We start from the raw sequence: 16,558 nt of genomic DNA on the forward strand, positions 1-16,558 counted from the left end.
GAAGCCGCTCCTACAGAAAGCGGGCGCTGTTTTATGCCGCTGCCGGCTGCGGTTCGGCCCAAACGCTGTTCGGTTCGCCATGCCGTGCGCGGCGCGCGGTCGCGCGCGCCAGCGCGGCGAAGCCCAGCGCCATCGCCAGGGCCATGCCGTCGACCCAGAACAACGGCCATTGTCCGGCGGCGGCGCTGGTCCACATCCACCAGCCGCTGGCCAGGCCGTGCGCCAGCGGGATCGCCGCGGTCACTGCGGCCGCGGTCCACAGCAGCTCGCGCGCGGCCTGCGCCGGCGCGCGCAGCGCCGCCCACAGCGCGCACAGCGCCCAGCTGCCGAAGCAGGTCCAGCGCATGCCGGTATCCACCGCGCCCGGCGCGGCCCGCTCCAGCACCTGTACCGCGACGAACGCCGCCGAGATCGCCACGCACAGGCCGATGCACACGCCGACCGTAGCCCGCGCCATGTTGATCTGCGCGCGGCCTTGCTGCGCCTGGCGGCGCTTGCGCCGCGACTCGATCCACAGCAGGTTGCCCGAATAGAACAGGAATGCGCCGCCGATGCCGAGCAGGAAATACAGCCATGGCACCAGCGCATTGCCGTACTCGCCGAAATGCAGCGCGTAGGCCGAGGTCAGCGTGGCGTGGTTGGCGTCGCGGCGGCCAGGCAGCTGGGTGGCGATCACCTTGCCGCTGGCCGCGTCCAGCGCCACCGTTCCGGTCGGCCCCAGCGTGCCGGACGATTCGCCGCTGATTTCCACCGTGGCGTTGCTGTCGCCAGCGTGCTGCAGCTTCATGTACACCGGCTCGAAATCGTGCAGGCCTTGCCGCTGGGCCTCGGCGACTGCGCGTGCGCGCCAGTCGGCCAGCGTGCCCAACGCTGCACGCGTGCCGCTGGCGCTGCGCACCGGCGCGGTGTCCATCGCCACCGGCACCGCGTCCTGCACCTTGCCGTCGAAGACCAGCGGATTCAGCGCCGCCATCAGCACCAGCGACAGGCACAGCACCGCGCCGGTCACCGCGAACATCAGGTGCAGCGGCAGGCTCAGCACCCCGACCACGTTGTGCGCGTCCAGCCAGAACTGCTTGAGATTGCGGCCCGGGCGCAGCGCGAACAGGTCCTTGAGCAGCTTCGGCAGATGGATGATGACCCCGGACACGATCGCCACCGCGTACAGCAGGCTGACGACGCCCATCAGATAGACGCCGGCCACCGGCAGGCCCAGCGTGTAGTGCAGTTCGTTGACCAGGGTGGCCAGGCCCGCCTGCGGCAGGTCCGGCCCGCCCTCCAGGTCGTCGAGCGTGGCCATCTGCCACACGCCTTCGGCATCGGGCCAGTAGATCAGCGCCTTGGGAAATTCGCTGCTGGGGAACAGCATGCCGAGCATCGGCTTGGCCTGAGGATGCCGCGCCAAGGTCGCATCGAGCAGGCGCTGCGCATCGTCCACGCTCTGCACCGGCACCACTTGCTGCGATTGCCAGCGGGGCAGGTCGTGGTGGAACACGGTGATCGCGCCGGCATAGAAGGCGACGAACAAGGCGAAGCCGGCGACCAGGCCCATCCAGGTATGCAACGCGGTGAAGGTGCGCAGCGTGGTGGCGTGCAGTTTCATGCGGATGTCCTCATTGCGCCCAGCCCAAGGTCTTCAGCGCCCACAGCAGGGCGAAGCCGGCCAGCGCCAGCGCGCTCAGCCAGCTCCAGGCGCGGTGCCCGCTGGCCAGGCAATAGGCGCCGATCGCCACGCCCACCCACAGCGGCACGAACGCGATCAGTGCGGGGACCAGCGCCTGCTGCCACGGCCCCGGCGGCAGCCAGCAGACCAGGCCGGTCAGCGCGGTGGCCAGGAAGAAGCCGGGAATCAGCGCGGCCAGTCCGCGGCTCCACATCATCGCGGCCGGCTCCGCACGCCGTGGTCGGACTCGCCGCGCAATGCGCCGAAGGTCGGGACCAGCATCAGCGCCAGCATCCAGGTGGCGAGCATCGCGCACAGCCCGGCACCGATGCCCAAGTGTGCGATCCATATCGCCAGCGAGGCACCGGCCAGCGCCAGGCCCAGCCAGGTGCCGAACCGGCGCAGGCGCCGCAGAGTGGCCAGGCGGCAGTTCGGCGAGCCGGCGTACAGGGCCAGCGCGGACAGCGCCGCACACACGGCGGCCAGGACGAACCCGGCAATGGTCGCGCTCATCGGGCGCCGAGCCACGCTGCCGATCGCGCCGCACTGCAGCCGGTGGCGGCTGCGCGCGGGAGGGCGGAGGTCGAGTGTGAAGCGGGGCAGGCAGGGGGCATCGGCATTCCAGGCGGCGCGCGGCCGCGGCGATCCGCGGCGCTCTCTCGCGGATGATAATCATTCTTCTTTCTTAAGGAAAACGCGGCGGGTGCGCGTGAGCGTGGCGACGGTAAATGAATGGGCGTCTGCGGCCGCGTCCGCGGACCGGCCGGGATCAGCTGCGCAGCGAAGAGCCGCGTAGCGCCAGCGTCACCGGCAGGGTGCGGCTGGCGACCGGTTGCCCGGCGATCTGCGCCAGCAGCGTCTCGACCAGCACCGCGCCGGCCAGCTTGGTGTCCTGCTGCACGGTCGACAGCGCCGGCGCCACGCAGGCGGCGATCGGAATGTCGTCGAAGCCGGCCAGGGCCACGTCTTCGGGCACGCGCAGGCCGTGTTCGCGCAAGGCCTTCAGCGCGCCGATCGCGATCAGGTCGCTGGCGGCGAACACCGCGTCGAAGCGTTCGCCGCCGCGCAGCAGCGCCAGCGCCGCTTCGTAGCCGGATTGCTCGGTGGTGATCGCATCCAGCTGCAGGCCGGGAACGAGGTCCGATCCGGCTGCGCGCAGCGCCTGGGCATGGCCGCGATAGCGCTCGAGGAATTCGGGGTAGTGGTTGGAGGCGTCGCCGAGGAAGGCGACGCGCCGGCAGCCTTGCGCCAGCAGGTGCGCGGTGATGTCGTGGCCGCCCTGGAAGTTGTCGCTGCCGATCGACACCCCCGGCTGCCCGGGCAGCACCGCGCCCCAGCGCACGAAATGGGTGCCTTGCTCGACCAGGTGCTGCAGCCGCTGCTGCGCCTGCAGATAGTCGCCATAGCCGAGCAGGATCAGGCCGTCGGCCTTCTGGCTGTCGCCGTAATCGGCGCGCCAGTTGTCCGACAACTGCTGGAACGACACCAGCAGGTCGTAGCCGTGGCGCGCGCAGGCGCGGGTGATCGAGCCCAGCATCGAGTGGAAGAACGGGTTGATCAGCGAGTCGTCGGTGGTCGGGTCTTCGAAGAACAGCAGCGCCAGCGTGCCGGCGTTGCGCAGGCGCAGGCTGGAGGCGTGCTTGTCGACCTTGTAGTTCAGCTCGTTGGCGATCGCCAGGATCTTGCGCCGGGTCTGCTCGTTGACCGCCGGGCTGCCGCGCAGTGCACGCGACACGGTGGGCTGCGATACGCCCGCCAGGTAGGCGATATCGAGCGATGTGGCCTTGCCTTTGATGACGGGCGCTCGCAGTGCAGGGAAACAGGCCGAAGCATGCCATGGCGTACGGGATAGCACTTGCTGCGGTGCAGCGTAGGCTCGGGATTCGGGATTCGGGATTCGGGATTCGGGATTCGGGATTCGGGATGGCTGCGGACGTTGCCGTTGGGCAAATCCACAAGCCGGCCGAATTGGTTTACCATTCCACGACTATTCAATGCGGAACTACGGGTGGCCCGCGGCAACGCCGGCCGAGCGTGCGACATGAGCACTACCATCGCCCCAGCATGACCCCCCGTCCAAGGCTGTCCTAGCAGGCGCCCTTGTGGCGCCTTCTTTGTATCCCGCGTCCTGCGCCGCCGACGTCCGGCGCGCGGCGGGAAACGCCCGATCCGCCTCGCCTTCCTTCTTGCCGACTCCCATGATCACGATCACGCTCCCCGACGGCAGCCGCCGCGAATTCGAACACCCCGTCAGCCCCATGGACGTGGCCCAGTCCATCGGCCCGGGCCTGGCCAAGGCGACCATCGCCGGCCAGGTCGACGGCCGCCTGGTCGATGCCAGCGATCTCATCGACCACGACGCCAGCCTGCGCCTGATCACCGCCAAGGACGAAGAGGGCGTGGAGATCATCCGCCACTCCTGCGCGCACCTGGTCGGGCATGCGGTCAAGCAGCTGTACCCCGAGGTCAAGATGGTGATCGGTCCGGTCATCGCCGAGGGCTTCTACTACGACATCTACAGCGAGCGCCCGTTCATCCCCGAGGACATGGCGGCGATCGAAAAGCGCATGCAGGAGCTGATCGCGCAGGACTACGACGTGGTCAAGAAGGTGACCCCGCGCGCCGAGGTGATCGAGCTGTTCCGCCAGCGCGGCGAGGACTACAAGCTGCGCCTGATCGAAGACATGGCCGACGACGTCACCGCGATGGGCCTGTACTACCACCAGGAATACGTGGACATGTGCCGCGGCCCGCACGTGCCGAACACGCGCTTTCTCAAGGCGTTCAAGCTGACCCGCATCTCCGGCGCCTACTGGCGCGGCGATGCCAAGAACGAGCAGCTGCAGCGCATCTACGGCACCGCCTGGGCCGACAAGAAGCAGCTGGACGCCTACATCCTGCGCATGGAGGAAGCGGACAAGCGCGACCACCGCAAGATCGGCAAGCAGCAGGGCCTGTTCCATCTGCAGGAAGAGGGTCCGGGCCTGGTGTTCTGGCATCCGAAGGGCTGGTCGATCTGGCAGGTGGTCGAGCAGTACATGCGCAAGGTGTACCGCGACAGCGGCTACGGCGAGGTGCGCTGCCCGCAGATCCTGGACGTATCGCTGTGGCAGAAATCCGGCCACTGGGACAACTACCAGGACAATATGTTCTTCACCGAGTCGGAGAAGCGCACCTACGCGGTCAAGCCGATGAACTGCCCGGGCCACGTGCAGGTGTTCAACCAGGGCCTGCACAGCTACCGCGACCTGCCGATCCGCTACGGCGAGTTCGGCGCCTGCCACCGCAACGAGCCGTCCGGCGCGCTGCACGGCATCCTGCGCGTGCGCGGTTTCACCCAGGACGACGGCCACATCTTCTGTACCGAGCAGCAGATCGAGGCCGAGGTCACCGCGTTCCACCAGCAGGCGCTGAAGGTGTATGCCGACTTCGGGTTCGACGACATCCAGATCAAGATCGCGCTGCGCCCGGAAAAACGCCTGGGCGACGACGCGACCTGGGACAAGGCCGAGGCCGCGCTGCGCGCCGCGCTCGGCGCCTGCGGCGTGGAGTGGCAGGAACTGCCGGGCGAGGGCGCCTTCTACGGCCCCAAGATCGAGTACCACCTGAAGGACGCCATCGGCCGCACCTGGCAGCTGGGCACGATGCAGGTCGACTTCATGATGCCCGGCCGCCTCGGCGCCGAGTACGTGGACGAGAACAGCCAGAAGCAGCACCCGGTCATGCTGCACCGGGCCATCGTCGGCTCGATGGAGCGGTTTATCGGCATCCTGATCGAACACCATGCCGGCGCGTTCCCGGCCTGGCTGTCGCCGGTGCAGGCAATGGTGATGAACATCACCGATGCCCAGGCCGACTACGTAGACAGCGTGCGGAAACTCCTTGCAAATCAAGGCTTCCGCATTGAGGCCGATTTGCGGAACGAAAAAATCGGCTATAAGATTCGCGAACACACGCTGCAGCGGGTGCCTTACCTGCTGGTAGCGGGCGACCGCGAGAAGGAAAACGGCGCCATTGCAGTCCGCACGCGATCGGGGGAGGATTTGGGAACCATGTCGGTTGCCGCCTTCGCCGAACGGCTGCGTGGCGAGCAACTGGCGTAAGACAACCCCGATGCGGGCGGAGCCTCCGCCCGCGTCGGTCCGATTCCCCTGGGAGATTGCAACATCAGTACCCCTGACAACAAACAGAACCGTAAGAACCAAGAGATCCGTGTCCCGCGCGTTCGCGTGATCGGCAAGGACGGCGAGATGGTCGGCGTCCTGACCCGCGACGAAGCGCTGGCGCTGGCCGAAGAGGATGGGCTCGACCTGGTCGAGATCCAGCCGCAGGCCGATCCGCCCGTCTGCAAGATCATGGATTTCGGCAAGTTCAAGTTCGAGCAGCAGAAGAAGGCGAACGAAGCCAAGAAGAAGACCAAGCAGGTCGAGATCAAGGAAATCAAGTTCCGTCCGGTCACGGACGAGGGCGATTACCAGATCAAGCTGCGCAACATGCGCCGCTTCCTCGAAGAGGGCGACAAGGTCAAGGTCAACATCCGTTTCCGTGGCCGCGAAATGAGCCACCAGGAACTCGGGCGCGAAATGGCGTCGCGGATCGAGGCCGATCTCGGCGAAGACATCGTCATCGAATCGCGCCCACGCCTGGAAGGCCGGCAGATGGTGATGATGATCGCGCCGAAGAAGCGCTGACCAGCAGCTCAGGATCGCGCTCCGCCCAGTGCGGGAGCGCGGCCGCCGCCGGGCGCCTGTTGGCGCCCTTCGTGTTTCCGATCGTCGTTTTCTGCCGCCGCCTGATGACGCAGGCGCGTAGCTGCCCGCTGCCTGGGTGGAAGCCATGTGCTGCGCCCATCGGTTGCCGTACGCGGTGGCCAGAAAACCGCTATCCGGTCGGGGCCGCAACGCCCTGCGAACGGTGCCCGGTCTGCTGGTGCGACAAGCCAGCCGATGCCGCACCTTTTCCGATTCCCCATTCCCCATTCCCCATTCCCGGCACCCGGGAAATCCATGATTTGCAAGGCATTCCAAGCCCTGGCATAATGCGCGGCCCAGTTCATCGGGTTTGCCGTTCGCGCGGCAACAGGACCCGCCCCGATTCTTTGAGGATCAAGGGCTTACAAGCCGGTACGGGCACGGACGGAAAGTGTGGCGCAGCCACCGCCCTGACCAGTGACAAAACACCATCAAGGACATTGCAATGCCCAAGATTAAGACCAACCGGGCGGCGGCCAAGCGTTTCCGCAAGACCGCCTCCGGCAAGTACAAGGCCGGCCACGCCAACCGTAGCCACATCCTCACCAAGAAAGCGACCAAGCGGAAGCGCAACCTGCGGCAGACGAACCACGTTCGTGCCGAGGATGCAGGCCGTCTTGACCGTATGCTTCCCTACCTCTGAGGACTGAACCATGGCTCGAGTCAAGCGTGGCGTCCAGGCGCGCCGTCGTCACAAGAAAGTTCTGAACCTCGCCAAGGGCTATTACAACGCCCGTCGCAAGGTCTTCCGCGTCGCCAAGCAGGCGGTGATCAAGGCGCAGCAGTACGCCTACATCGGCCGCAAGCAGAAGAAGCGCAATTTCCGTTCGCTGTGGATCACCCGCATCAATGCGGCGGCCCGCATCAACGGCATGAGCTACAGCCGTTTCATGAATGGCCTGCTCAAGGCCGGCATCACCCTGGACCGCAAGGTGCTGGCGGACATCGCCGTGCACGACGCACAGGGCTTTGCCGCCTTGGCGGAGAAGGCAAAGGGCGCGCTGGCGGCATAAGTGCGAGACCCTCGCAGGAGCCTGCACATCCATGTGCGGGTTTCCAACGAGGCGCCATCGCCAACATGCAGGGGAAGGGCGCGAGTCCTTCCCCTTTTTGCGTTTTGTGCATCCCGAGATCGGGATCGATGCCGTACCGGGTGGTCTTCCGATGGCGGAATCCCGGGCGGGTGGTCGGCTGAAGTGAGGCGCGAGTGCAATGAGTGAGATCCAATCCCTGAGTGGGCAGGCGCTGGCGGACATCGCCGCTGCGGCCAGTCCCGAAGCGCTGGAGCAGTTGCGGGTCGCGCTGCTCGGCAAGAGCGGCAGCATCACCGCGCAGCTGAAGCAGCTCGGCGCGTTGCCGCCGGAGCAGCGCAAGCTGGCCGGCGAGGCGATCAACCAGGCGCGCGACGCGGTCTCCGCGGCGCTGGCCGAACGCCGCGCGCTGCTGGAAGGCGCAGCAATGGATGCGCGCCTGGCGGCCGAGCGCATCGACGTGACCCTGCCGGGCCGGCGCGGCGAGCGCGGCGGGCTGCATCCGGTCACGCGCACGCTGGAGCGCATCACCGAGATCTTCGCGCGGCTGGGCTACGAACTGTCCGACGGCCCGGAGATCGAGGACGACTGGCACAACTTCGAGGCGCTGAACTTTCCGCCGCACCATCCGGCGCGGGCGATGCACGACACCTTCTATTTCGGCGACGGGCGCCTGCTGCGCACGCATACCTCCGGCGTGCAGGTGCGCTACATGGGCGAGCATGCGCCACCGCTGCGCATGATCGCCGCCGGCAAGGTCTACCGTAGCGACAGCGACCAGACCCATTCGCCGATGTTCCATCAGGTCGAAGGTCTGCTGGTCGACGAGCATTCCACCTTCGCCGACCTCAAGGGCACCTTGTCCGAGTTCGTGCGCGCGTTCTTCGAGCGCGACTTCGAGATGCGCTTCCGCCCCAGCTATTTCCCGTTCGTCGAACCCGGCGCGGAAGTGGACATCGCCTGGCAGCAGCCCGACGGCAGCACCCGCTGGCTGGAAGTGCTCGGCTGCGGCATGGTCCATCCGAACGTGCTGCGCAGCGTCGGCATCGATCCGGAACGCTACACCGGCTTCGCCTTCGGCATGGGCGTGGAGCGCTTCGCGATGCTGCGCTACGGCGTCAACGACCTGCGCGCGTTCTTCGAGAACGACGTGCGGTTCCTCAGGCAGTTCGCTTGACGGCTGGGAGTTGGGATTGGGGATTGGGGATTCGCGAAAGCGGGTCCATCCTGATTCCCGATCCCGCATGAAGCCGCTGTTACGAATCTCCAATCCCGAATCCCCAATCCCGGCCCCTCAATGAAATTCAGCGAAAACTGGCTGCGCAGCCACGTTCCCACCCAGGCCACGCGCGATGAACTGGCCGCGACCCTGACCGCCATCGGCCTGGAGGTCGAGGAGGTCACGCCGCTTGGCGAGTCGCTGCAGCAGGTGGTGGTGGCGCGCATCGTCGAAGCGGTGCGGCACCCGGAAGCCGATCGGCTGCAGGTGTGCCAGGTCGATGCCGGGCAGGGCGGCTTGCTGCAGATCGTCTGTGGCGCGCCGAACGCGCGCGCCGGGCTGGTCGCGCCTCTGGCGCTGGTCGGCGCACAGGTCGGCGGCATCGCGATCAAGGCGGCCAAGCTGCGCGGCGTGGAGTCCAACGGCATGCTGTGTTCGGCCAAGGAACTGGGCCTGGACAGCGATGCCTCGGGCCTGTTCGAACTGCCCGACGACGCGCCGATCGGCCAGGCGCTGAGCGACTACCTCGGGCTGCCCGACGCCAGCATCGAGATCAAGCTGACCCCGAACCGCGCCGATTGCTTCGGCGTGCGCGGCATCGCCTACGACGTGGCCGCAGCCTGCGCCAGCGAAGTACTGCCGTTCGCGGCCGAGCCGGTCGCGGTGACCAGCGAGCGCAAGCTCGAGGTGCGCCTGCAGGCCGGCGGCGATGCGCCGCGCTATTGCGGCCGCGTCGTGGAGGATCTCGACCCGACGGCAAAAACGCCGCTGTGGATGGCCGAGCGCCTGCGCCGCAGCGGCGTGCGTCCGGTGTCGCTGCTGGTGGATATCACCCAGTACGTGATGCTGGAACTGGGCCAGCCGATGCATGCCTTCGACCTGGAGACGCTGCATGGTCCGGTCGGCGTGCGTCGCGCGCGCGCCGGCGAGACGCTGAAACTGCTCGATGGCCGCGACGCGACGCTCGACGACGGCTTCCTGGCCGTCACCGACGGCGACCGCGTGGTGGCCCTGGCCGGCTTGATGGGCGGCCACGACACCCGCGTCACCGATGCGACCCGGCATGTGTTCCTGGAAGCGGCGCACTTCGCGCCGGCAGCGATCATGGGCCGCGGGCGCAAGCTCGGCCTGCACACCGATGCCGGCCACCGTTTCGAGCGCGGCGTGGACCCGGCGCTGCCGCGGCCGGCGCTGGAGCTGGCGACACGGCTGGTGCTGGAACTGGCCGGCGGCCGCGCCGGCCCGGTGGTGGAGGCCGAACTGCGCGAGCACCTGCCGACGCCGGCGCCGATCACGCTGCGCCGCGCGCGCATCGTGCGCGTGCTCGGCATCGAGATCGCCGGCGCCGACATCGAGCGCATCCTGCGCGCGTTGGGCATGGAGGTCGTGGCAGCCGGCAATGGCTGGCAGGTCACCGCGCCGAGCCGCCGCTTCGATATCGCCCTGGAAGAGGACCTGATCGAGGAACTGGCGCGCATCCACGGTTACGACCGCTTGCCGACCACGCTGCCGGGCGGAGCCTCGCGCATCGCCATGGGCAGCGAGACGCAGCTGGACGAACTGAGCGTGCGCCGCCAACTGGTGGCGCGCGAGATGCTGGAAACCATCAACTACGCCTTCGTCGATGCGGCGTTGCTCGACCAGTGGGGCCGGCAGGACGGACGCGTGGCGCTGGCCAACCCACTCAGCGCCGAACTGGCGGTGATGCGTCCGTCGCTGCTGCCCGGTCTGGTCGCGGCGCTGGGCCGCAACGTCGCGCGGCAGGCCGGGCGGGTGCGCCTGTTCGAGCTGGGCAAGGTGTTCGAGGCCGCGGCGACGGCCGGCGCCGCGCCGGCGGAGACGCAGCGCGTGGCGGCCGCGGTGTGCGGCGATGCCGACGCGCTGCAGTGGGGCGTGCCGGCGCGCAAGGTCGACTTCCACGACCTGAAGGGCGACCTGGACGCGCTGGCCAGCGCCGCCGGCGCGCGCCTGGACTACCGTCCGTCGGCGCTGCCGTTCGCGCATCCGACCCGGTCCGCCGACGTCTACCGCGATGGCGCGCGGATCGGCTGGATCGGCCAACTGCACCCACGCCTGCTGCAGGCGATGCAGATCGACGTGGAGGTGCTCGGCTTCGAGCTCGACCTGGCGCCGCTGGCGGCGCGCGCGTTGCCGCGTGCCGCCGAGTTGTCGCGGTTCCCGTCGGTGCGTCGCGACCTGGCCTTCCTGGTGCCGGAGGCGGTGGCCTGGTCGGCGCTGGCGAGCAGCGTGCGCGGCGCGGTCGGGCCGTTGCTGCGCGACGTGGTGCTGTTCGACCGCTACGTCGGGCCGGGGGTCGAGGCGGGTTTCAAGAGTCTCGCTATGGGCTTGATTTTGCAGGACAACTCGCGCACTCTGACGGATCGCGATGTGGATGCCGTGGTCGCCGATGCGGTGGCGGCGCTGGCGCGCGAACACGATGCGCGGATTCGCGGCTGAGACGTAGGGGATAGCAGGGCAATGGCGTTGACCAAAGCGGAAATGGCCGAACGGTTGTTCGACGAAGTCGGGCTGAACAAGCGCGAGGCCAAGGAATTCGTCGATGCTTTCTTCGATGTGCTGCGCGATGCGCTGGAGCAGGGACGGCAGGTGAAGCTGTCCGGTTTCGGCAACTTCGATCTGCGCCGCAAGAACCAACGGCCCGGTCGCAATCCCAAGACCGGCGAAGAAATTCCGATCTCGGCGCGGACGGTGGTGACCTTCCGCCCGGGACAGAAGCTCAAGGAGCGAGTGGAGGCTTATGCTGGACCCGGGCAGTAACCGCGAACTTCCGCCGATTCCGGCCAAGCGCTACTTCACCATCGGTGAGGTCAGCGAGCTGTGCGACGTCAAACCGCATGTGCTGCGCTACTGGGAAACCGAATTCCCCAGCCTGGAACCGGTCAAGCGCCGCGGCAACCGCCGCTATTACCAGCGCCACGACGTGCTGATGGTGCGGCAGATTCGCAGCCTGCTGTACGAACAGGGCTATACGATCGGCGGCGCGCGTCTGCGCCTGGAAGGCGAGGGCGCGCGGCAGGAGTCGGCGCTGAGCAACCAGATCATCAAGCAGGTGCGGCAGGAACTGGAAGAAGTGCTGCAGTTGCTGCGGCGCTGAGCGGCAACGGCGCAACCGGCTAGGAATGCCCGCGCCAATCCCGCTATAATCGCCAGCTCGCCGCGAGGCGGAGCCGCCGCAACGGCGGAGTTTTTACCGGGGTATAGCGCAGCCTGGTAGCGCACTAGTCTGGGGGACTAGTGGTCGTCGGTTCGAATCCGGCTACCCCGACCATCTTCGAAGGCCCATGTCAGCGACATGGGCCTTTTTCGTTTTGCGGCGTCTGGGCCGCCTGGCGGCGGCAATCCGCGGCCTGCGGCGGCGGCGGCAAGTGGTTATCGCGATCGCCCGCGTGGAGGTGCGTTGCCTCGGGTCGCTGCCGCTCGGACCCCGGCGAGCCGTAAACCCCGGTTCGGACGAAGGTGTAGACAAACGCGCCCGCGGCGATGCGGTGCCTGCCGAAGCCGCTGCAGCGCCTTTGAAGGCCGGGACGGAAAACCGACGCCGAACTGCGGAAGAGGGCCGTCAACCGCTTGACATGCGTCACGTTAACGTCGTGTATTTTGCGACGCGGCTTCGTTGGCTATGCTGAATATTCGGACATGTACTTGAATCCACGCGGTATAGCGTCAAAAAAATGCCGCATGATGTCTTGGTGAGGGCCGGTAGCTGTGCCATAGTGCACTGCAACACGAGACTTCGCTGTTGGCCTGGGCAGTCGTCCCAGGCAGGAAATGACGCTGCAATCGTCTTACCCGACCGGTGATGGAGCGCTGGCCGGATGGAGGAGTGCGGCGTTCCCAAAACCACTCGACAGAGGGCGTCTGCATCGCGCATGGGTAAACTCTCCGGTACGTTCAACTGGGCATTGTGTTTGGCCCTTTCTTGTCTGGTCTTTCTGTCCGGCTGCAGCGCCGGATCGAAGATGCGGACGGAATTGCCGCCAGGCGATCCACTGGCCGCTTCCATGGGCAAGCCGGAGTACCTGCTCGGCCCCGGCGATCTGCTGACGGTCAAGGTGTTCCAGGTGGACGACCTGGAGCGGCAGGTGCGGGTCGACAACGAAGGCCGCATCTCGCTGCCGCTGGTCGGCGACATCAAGGCCGCCGGTCTCAGCGTCAATGCCTTGCAGAAGGACATCACCGAGCGCTACCGCAACGGTTATCTGCAGAACCCGCAGGTGTCGGTGCTGGTCGACGAGTTCACCGGCAACCGGGTCACCGTGACCGGCGCGGTCAGCGAGCCGGGCATCTACCCCATCGTCGGCCCGGCGCTGACCCTGCAGCAGGCGCTGTCGCTGGGCAAGGGCGTCAGCGATGTGGCCAGCCGCGGCAACGTGATCGTGTTCCGCAACGTCGGCGGGCAGAAGATGCTGGCCCGTTTCGATCTGCGCGATATCCAGAAGGGCGTCTCGCCGGATCCGGAAATCTATGGCGGCGACATCGTCGTGGTGTACCGCTCCGATGCGCTGGTGCTGCTGCGCACCATGGTGCAGTTGACCCCGTTCGTCATGGTCTGGCGGGCATACCGATGAGTTCCTCGAGCATGCACACCCGTCCCGCTTCCGCCCCGCTGAGCCCGGCCGACATCAGCCTGCTGGACTATTGGAACGCCCTGTACCGGCAGCGTTGGCTGATCGTCGGCATCACCGTGGCGGTGGTCGCGCTGGCGCTGCTGGTAACGTTATTGATGACGCCCAAGTACCGCGCCACCAGCGTGCTGCAGATCGAGCGCGAGTCCTTGAACGTCACCAACGTGGCCAACCTGATGCCGGTGGAGTCGCCGCAGGACCGCGATTTCTACCAGACCCAGTACGAACTGCTCGGCAGCCGCTCGCTGGCGCGGGTGGTGATCCGCGAGGCGCGTCTGACCCAGGATCCGACGTTCAAGCCACTGGTGGACGAGGCGCTGGAGAAGCTGCAGGGCAATGGCGACGGCCGTGCCCCGTCGCCGGAAGCGCGTGCCGCCGCCGCCGAGAGCGCGCTGGTCGGCCCGGTGCTGGACGCGTTGACGATCGAGCCGGTGCGCGATTCGCGGCTGGTGCGTATCAACTTCGATTCGCCCGACCGGGTGCTGGCCGCGCGCGTGGCCAACACCTACGCCAAGATGTTCATCGCCTCCACCCAGGAGCGGCGCCTGCAGGCGTCCTCGTTCGCCGCCAAGTACCTGTCCGAGCGGCTGGAGCAGTTGCGCGACAAGGTGGAAGAGTCGGAGAAGAACACGGTCGACTATTCCAGCCAGGAGCAGATCGTGTCGCTGGGCGATGACAAGCCGTCGCTGCCGACGCAGAACATGAGCGAGTTGAATGTGCGCCTGGCCGCCGCGCAGGATGCGCGGATCAAGGCCGAGGCGGCCTGGCGCCAGGCCGGAATCGGCGATGGCATGGGCCTGCCGCAGGTGATCACCAGCCCGCTGATCCAGAGCCTGCGCGCCGAGCAGGCCAAGCTGACCGCCGATTACCAGCAGAAGCTGGCCACGTTCCAGCCCGGCTATCCGGAAATGCAGCGGCTGCAGAACCAGATCGCCGAGAACAAGCGCCAGATCGGCAACGAGATCGCCAACATCCGCAGCGCGCTGAAGAACGACTACGAAGCGGCGCGGCAGCAGGAGACCTTGCTGTCCGAACGCATCTCCAGCCTGAAGAACGACGAGTTGGACCTGCAGACGCGCAGCATCCGCTACAACATGCTGCGCCGCGAAGCCGACACCAACCGCCAGCTCTACGACGCGCTGCTGCAGCGCTACAAGGAGATCGGCGTGGCCGGCAACGTCGGCACCAACAACGTGTCGATCGTCGACCGCGCCGATGTGCCGGGCAAGCCGAGTTCGCCGAAGACCTTGCTGAACCTGGCGCTGGCCTTCGTGTTCGGCCTGTTCTCGGCGATCGCCATCGCCCTGATCCGCTATTTCCTGCGCGAAGCGCAGGCGGCGGCCGCGGCATGAGGCGCGCGGCGCGACGCCTGTCGCGTTGCGCCGTGATCGCGGTCGCGGTCGATGCGACGACGCAGGCACATCGTCATGGTTATTACGCAAATTCTTCAGTGAGGTGATACGTGGTTCAGCTAACTACAGAGGTGTTCCATTATTTTCCTGACCGGTTGTACGCAGTCGCGGTGCTGTTGAAATAAACACGGGCTGCCGTGGACCTGGGGTCGGTGAGGAAGGCACCGCAGCGGTCCACTGGCAGATGAGATCGAGGCTCGCATACGTCGCATGTTCCCCCGCATGCCACCGACCGAGTTTGGATGGGAATCCCGACCATGCTTCTGGCAGACCTGAGTAGCGCCACCTATACAACGTCGTCCCCGCGCCTGCTGAGCAAATATGCAGCCGCCGCGGACATCCTGCTGCGCGTGTCGGACCTGACGGTCATCGTCGCCGGTGCGCTGCTGACCCACCGGCTGCTGTTCGGCAACTGGATGCCGGAGGCGTCCTACCGCGTCGCGATCGGCACCACGTTGCTGTACGCGGTGATCTGTTTCGCGCTGTTCCCGCTGTACCGCAGCTGGCGCGGACGCGGCCTGATGCGCGAAATGATGGTGCTGAGCCTGGCCTGCGGCGGCGTGTTCGCGCTGTTCGCGATGCATGCCTTCGTGGTGCAGTTCGGGCAGCAGGTCTCGCGGCTGTGGATCGGCCTGTGGTTCGCCACCAGCCTGGCCACGTTGCTGGTCTCGCGCACCGTGGTGCGCGGCGTGCTCAACCACCTGCGTTCGGAAGGCGTGGACGTGCAGCGCGTGGTGGTGGTCGGGCTGCGCCATCCGGTGGTCAAGATCCACAACTACTTGAGCCGCAATCCGTGGGTGGGCATGCAGCTGGTCGGCTATTTCAGCAGCGACTACGACCTGTCGGTGGCCGATCATCCGCAGAAGCTGCAGTGCCTGGGCGCCGGTACGCCGGAATCGCTGATCGACTACCTCAACAACAACGAGGTGGAGCAGGTATGGATCTCGCTGCCGCTGGGCGAGCGCGACCACATCAAGCAGCTGCTGCAGCAGATGGACCGCTATCCGATCCAGGTCAGGCTGATCCCGGACCTGTTCGATTTCGGCATGCTCAACCAGTCCGGCGACCAGATCGGCAACGTGCCGGTGATCAACCTGCGCCAGGGCGGGGTGGACCGCAACACCTACTTCGTGGTGGCCAAGGCGCTGCAGGACAAGCTGGTCGCACTGGTCGCGCTGGCGATGCTGTGGCCGCTGATGCTGGCGATCGCGGTGGGGGTGAAGCTGAGTTCGCCGGGCCCGGTGTTCTTCCGCCAGCGCCGCCACGGGTTGGGCGGGCGCGAGTTCTACATGTACAAGTTCCGCTCGATGCGCGTGCAGCAGGAACCCAGCGACGTGGTGGTGCAGGCCAAGCGTGGCGACAGCCGTGTCACGCCGTTCGGCGCGTTCCTGCGCCGCAGCAGCCTGGACGAACTGCCGCAGCTGTTCAACGTGCTGGGCGGCAGCATGTCGGTGGTGGGGCCGCGTCCGCATGCGGCGCAGCACAACACGCACTACGAAAAGCTGATCAACCATTACATGCAGCGGCACTACGTCAAGCCGGGCATCACCGGCTGGGCCCAGGTCAACGGGTTCCGTGGCGAGACGCCGGAGCTGCGGACGATGAAGAAGCGCATCCAGTACGATCTGGACTACATCCGGCGCTGGTCGCTGTGGCTGGATACGCGGATCATCGTGCTCACCGCAGTGAAGGTGCTCGGGCAGAAGACCGCCTACTGATGCGCCCGATGTACCGTTATCGCGCCGACCGTCCCCACTGCCGGCGCCGCCCCGTCGTCGTCGCCGGTGGCGGGGACGGCGGCGGCTGGGCCGTGTGCCGCAACCCCATCGAGGTCGC

15 protein-coding genes and 1 tRNA gene are annotated in these 16,558 nt (G+C 67.0%); 12 read left to right on the forward strand and 4 right to left on the reverse strand.

All coding sequences use genetic code 11. The annotated features are described in order from the left end of the window. Nucleotides 1-31: 31 nt before the first annotated feature. From AB3X08_RS09165 to AB3X08_RS09180, 4 genes are all read right to left on the reverse strand, one after another. Nucleotides 32-1,603: a PepSY-associated TM helix domain-containing protein gene (locus tag AB3X08_RS09165; protein ID WP_369937773.1), complete on the reverse strand. Its 1,572-nt coding sequence runs from the start codon at nt 1,601-1,603 to the stop codon at nt 32-34. Nucleotides 1,604-1,613: 10 nt separating this feature from the next. Then, the gene (locus AB3X08_RS09170) at nt 1,614-1,880 is read right to left on the reverse strand and encodes a hypothetical protein (RefSeq protein WP_369937774.1); all 267 of its coding nucleotides are present in this window, start codon (nt 1,878-1,880) and stop codon (nt 1,614-1,616) included. Continuing rightward, entirely contained in the window at nt 1,877-2,176 is a 300-nt protein-coding gene (locus tag AB3X08_RS09175; RefSeq protein WP_369937775.1) for a hypothetical protein, read from the reverse strand. The genes AB3X08_RS09170 and AB3X08_RS09175 overlap by 4 nt, the downstream gene beginning before the upstream one ends. Before the next feature lie 256 nt (nt 2,177-2,432). Continuing rightward, nucleotides 2,433-3,458, reverse strand: coding sequence for a LacI family DNA-binding transcriptional regulator (locus AB3X08_RS09180; protein WP_369938496.1), 1,026 nt, complete (start codon nt 3,456-3,458; stop codon nt 2,433-2,435). A gap of 403 nt (nt 3,459-3,861) precedes the next feature. On the opposite strand from AB3X08_RS09180, the gene thrS reads away from it, so the two are divergent. The 12 genes from thrS (at nt 3,862) to AB3X08_RS09240 (ending at nt 16,440) form a co-directional block, all read left to right on the forward strand. After that, the gene (gene thrS, locus AB3X08_RS09185; protein WP_369937776.1) at nt 3,862-5,766 is read left to right on the forward strand and encodes a threonine--tRNA ligase; all 1,905 of its coding nucleotides are present in this window, start codon (nt 3,862-3,864) and stop codon (nt 5,764-5,766) included. 48 nt (nt 5,767-5,814) lie between these two features. Beyond that, entirely contained in the window at nt 5,815-6,354 is a 540-nt protein-coding gene (infC, locus tag AB3X08_RS09190) for a translation initiation factor IF-3 (RefSeq protein ID WP_080601535.1), read from the forward strand. Nucleotides 6,355-6,859: 505 nt separating this feature from the next. After that, nucleotides 6,860-7,057, forward strand: a complete 198-nt coding sequence (rpmI, locus tag AB3X08_RS09195; protein WP_010342861.1) for a 50S ribosomal protein L35 — start codon at nt 6,860-6,862, stop codon at nt 7,055-7,057. A 10-nt stretch (nt 7,058-7,067) separates the two neighbouring features. After that, nucleotides 7,068-7,427, forward strand: coding sequence for a 50S ribosomal protein L20 (gene rplT, locus AB3X08_RS09200; protein WP_010342859.1), 360 nt, complete (start codon nt 7,068-7,070; stop codon nt 7,425-7,427). A gap of 199 nt (nt 7,428-7,626) precedes the next feature. Beyond that, nucleotides 7,627-8,622 carry a phenylalanine--tRNA ligase subunit alpha gene (gene pheS, locus AB3X08_RS09205; protein WP_369937777.1) on the forward strand — a complete coding sequence of 332 codons (996 nt, stop codon included), beginning with the start codon at nt 7,627-7,629 and terminating at the stop codon, nt 8,620-8,622. A gap of 120 nt (nt 8,623-8,742) precedes the next feature. Then, nucleotides 8,743-11,121: a phenylalanine--tRNA ligase subunit beta gene (pheT, locus tag AB3X08_RS09210; protein WP_369937778.1), complete on the forward strand. Its 2,379-nt coding sequence runs from the start codon at nt 8,743-8,745 to the stop codon at nt 11,119-11,121. 21 nt (nt 11,122-11,142) lie between these two features. Further along, entirely contained in the window at nt 11,143-11,442 is a 300-nt protein-coding gene (locus AB3X08_RS09215; RefSeq protein WP_003466661.1) for an integration host factor subunit alpha, read from the forward strand. Then, nucleotides 11,423-11,779, forward strand: coding sequence for a MerR family transcriptional regulator (locus AB3X08_RS09220; RefSeq protein ID WP_009597860.1), 357 nt, complete (start codon nt 11,423-11,425; stop codon nt 11,777-11,779). The genes AB3X08_RS09215 and AB3X08_RS09220 overlap by 20 nt, the downstream gene beginning before the upstream one ends. A gap of 97 nt (nt 11,780-11,876) precedes the next feature. Then, nucleotides 11,877-11,953, forward strand: a tRNA-Pro gene (locus AB3X08_RS09225). A 601-nt stretch (nt 11,954-12,554) separates the two neighbouring features. Next, a complete protein-coding gene (locus AB3X08_RS09230) occupies nt 12,555-13,253 on the forward strand; it encodes a polysaccharide biosynthesis/export family protein (protein WP_369937779.1) in 699 nt (232 codons plus the stop codon). Next, the gene (locus tag AB3X08_RS09235; RefSeq protein WP_369938498.1) at nt 13,235-14,662 is read left to right on the forward strand and encodes a GumC family protein; all 1,428 of its coding nucleotides are present in this window, start codon (nt 13,235-13,237) and stop codon (nt 14,660-14,662) included. The genes AB3X08_RS09230 and AB3X08_RS09235 overlap by 19 nt, the downstream gene beginning before the upstream one ends. A gap of 317 nt (nt 14,663-14,979) precedes the next feature. Next, on the forward strand, nt 14,980-16,440 hold the full coding sequence (locus tag AB3X08_RS09240) for an undecaprenyl-phosphate glucose phosphotransferase (protein WP_369937780.1): 1,461 nt from the start codon (nt 14,980-14,982) through the stop codon (nt 16,438-16,440). Nucleotides 16,441-16,558: the final 118 nt, after the last annotated feature.

This window comes from Xanthomonas sp. DAR 34887, assembly GCF_041245805.1.
Lineage (GTDB): Bacteria > Pseudomonadota > Gammaproteobacteria > Xanthomonadales > Xanthomonadaceae > Xanthomonas_A > Xanthomonas_A tesorieronis.

What these genes read in the sequence shown, in the direction of transcription:
- AB3X08_RS09170 (WP_369937774.1), bottom strand. Translation starts at nt 1,880, where the DNA reads ATGATGTGGAGCCGCGGACTGGCCGCGCTGATTCCCGGCTTCTTCCTG.
- AB3X08_RS09215 (WP_003466661.1), top strand. Translation starts at nt 11,143, where the DNA reads ATGGCGTTGACCAAAGCGGAAATGGCCGAACGGTTGTTCGACGAAGTC.
- AB3X08_RS09230 (WP_369937779.1), top strand. Translation starts at nt 12,555, where the DNA reads ATGGGTAAACTCTCCGGTACGTTCAACTGGGCATTGTGTTTGGCCCTT.
- AB3X08_RS09175 (WP_369937775.1), bottom strand. Translation starts at nt 2,176, where the DNA reads ATGAGCGCGACCATTGCCGGGTTCGTCCTGGCCGCCGTGTGTGCGGCG.
- rplT (WP_010342859.1), top strand. Translation starts at nt 7,068, where the DNA reads ATGGCTCGAGTCAAGCGTGGCGTCCAGGCGCGCCGTCGTCACAAGAAA.
- pheS (WP_369937777.1), top strand. Translation starts at nt 7,627, where the DNA reads ATGAGTGAGATCCAATCCCTGAGTGGGCAGGCGCTGGCGGACATCGCC.
- AB3X08_RS09165 (WP_369937773.1), bottom strand. Translation starts at nt 1,603, where the DNA reads ATGAAACTGCACGCCACCACGCTGCGCACCTTCACCGCGTTGCATACC.
- AB3X08_RS09240 (WP_369937780.1), top strand. Translation starts at nt 14,980, where the DNA reads ATGCTTCTGGCAGACCTGAGTAGCGCCACCTATACAACGTCGTCCCCG.
- AB3X08_RS09220 (WP_009597860.1), top strand. Translation starts at nt 11,423, where the DNA reads ATGCTGGACCCGGGCAGTAACCGCGAACTTCCGCCGATTCCGGCCAAG.
- pheT (WP_369937778.1), top strand. Translation starts at nt 8,743, where the DNA reads ATGAAATTCAGCGAAAACTGGCTGCGCAGCCACGTTCCCACCCAGGCC.
- rpmI (WP_010342861.1), top strand. Translation starts at nt 6,860, where the DNA reads ATGCCCAAGATTAAGACCAACCGGGCGGCGGCCAAGCGTTTCCGCAAG.
- thrS (WP_369937776.1), top strand. Translation starts at nt 3,862, where the DNA reads ATGATCACGATCACGCTCCCCGACGGCAGCCGCCGCGAATTCGAACAC.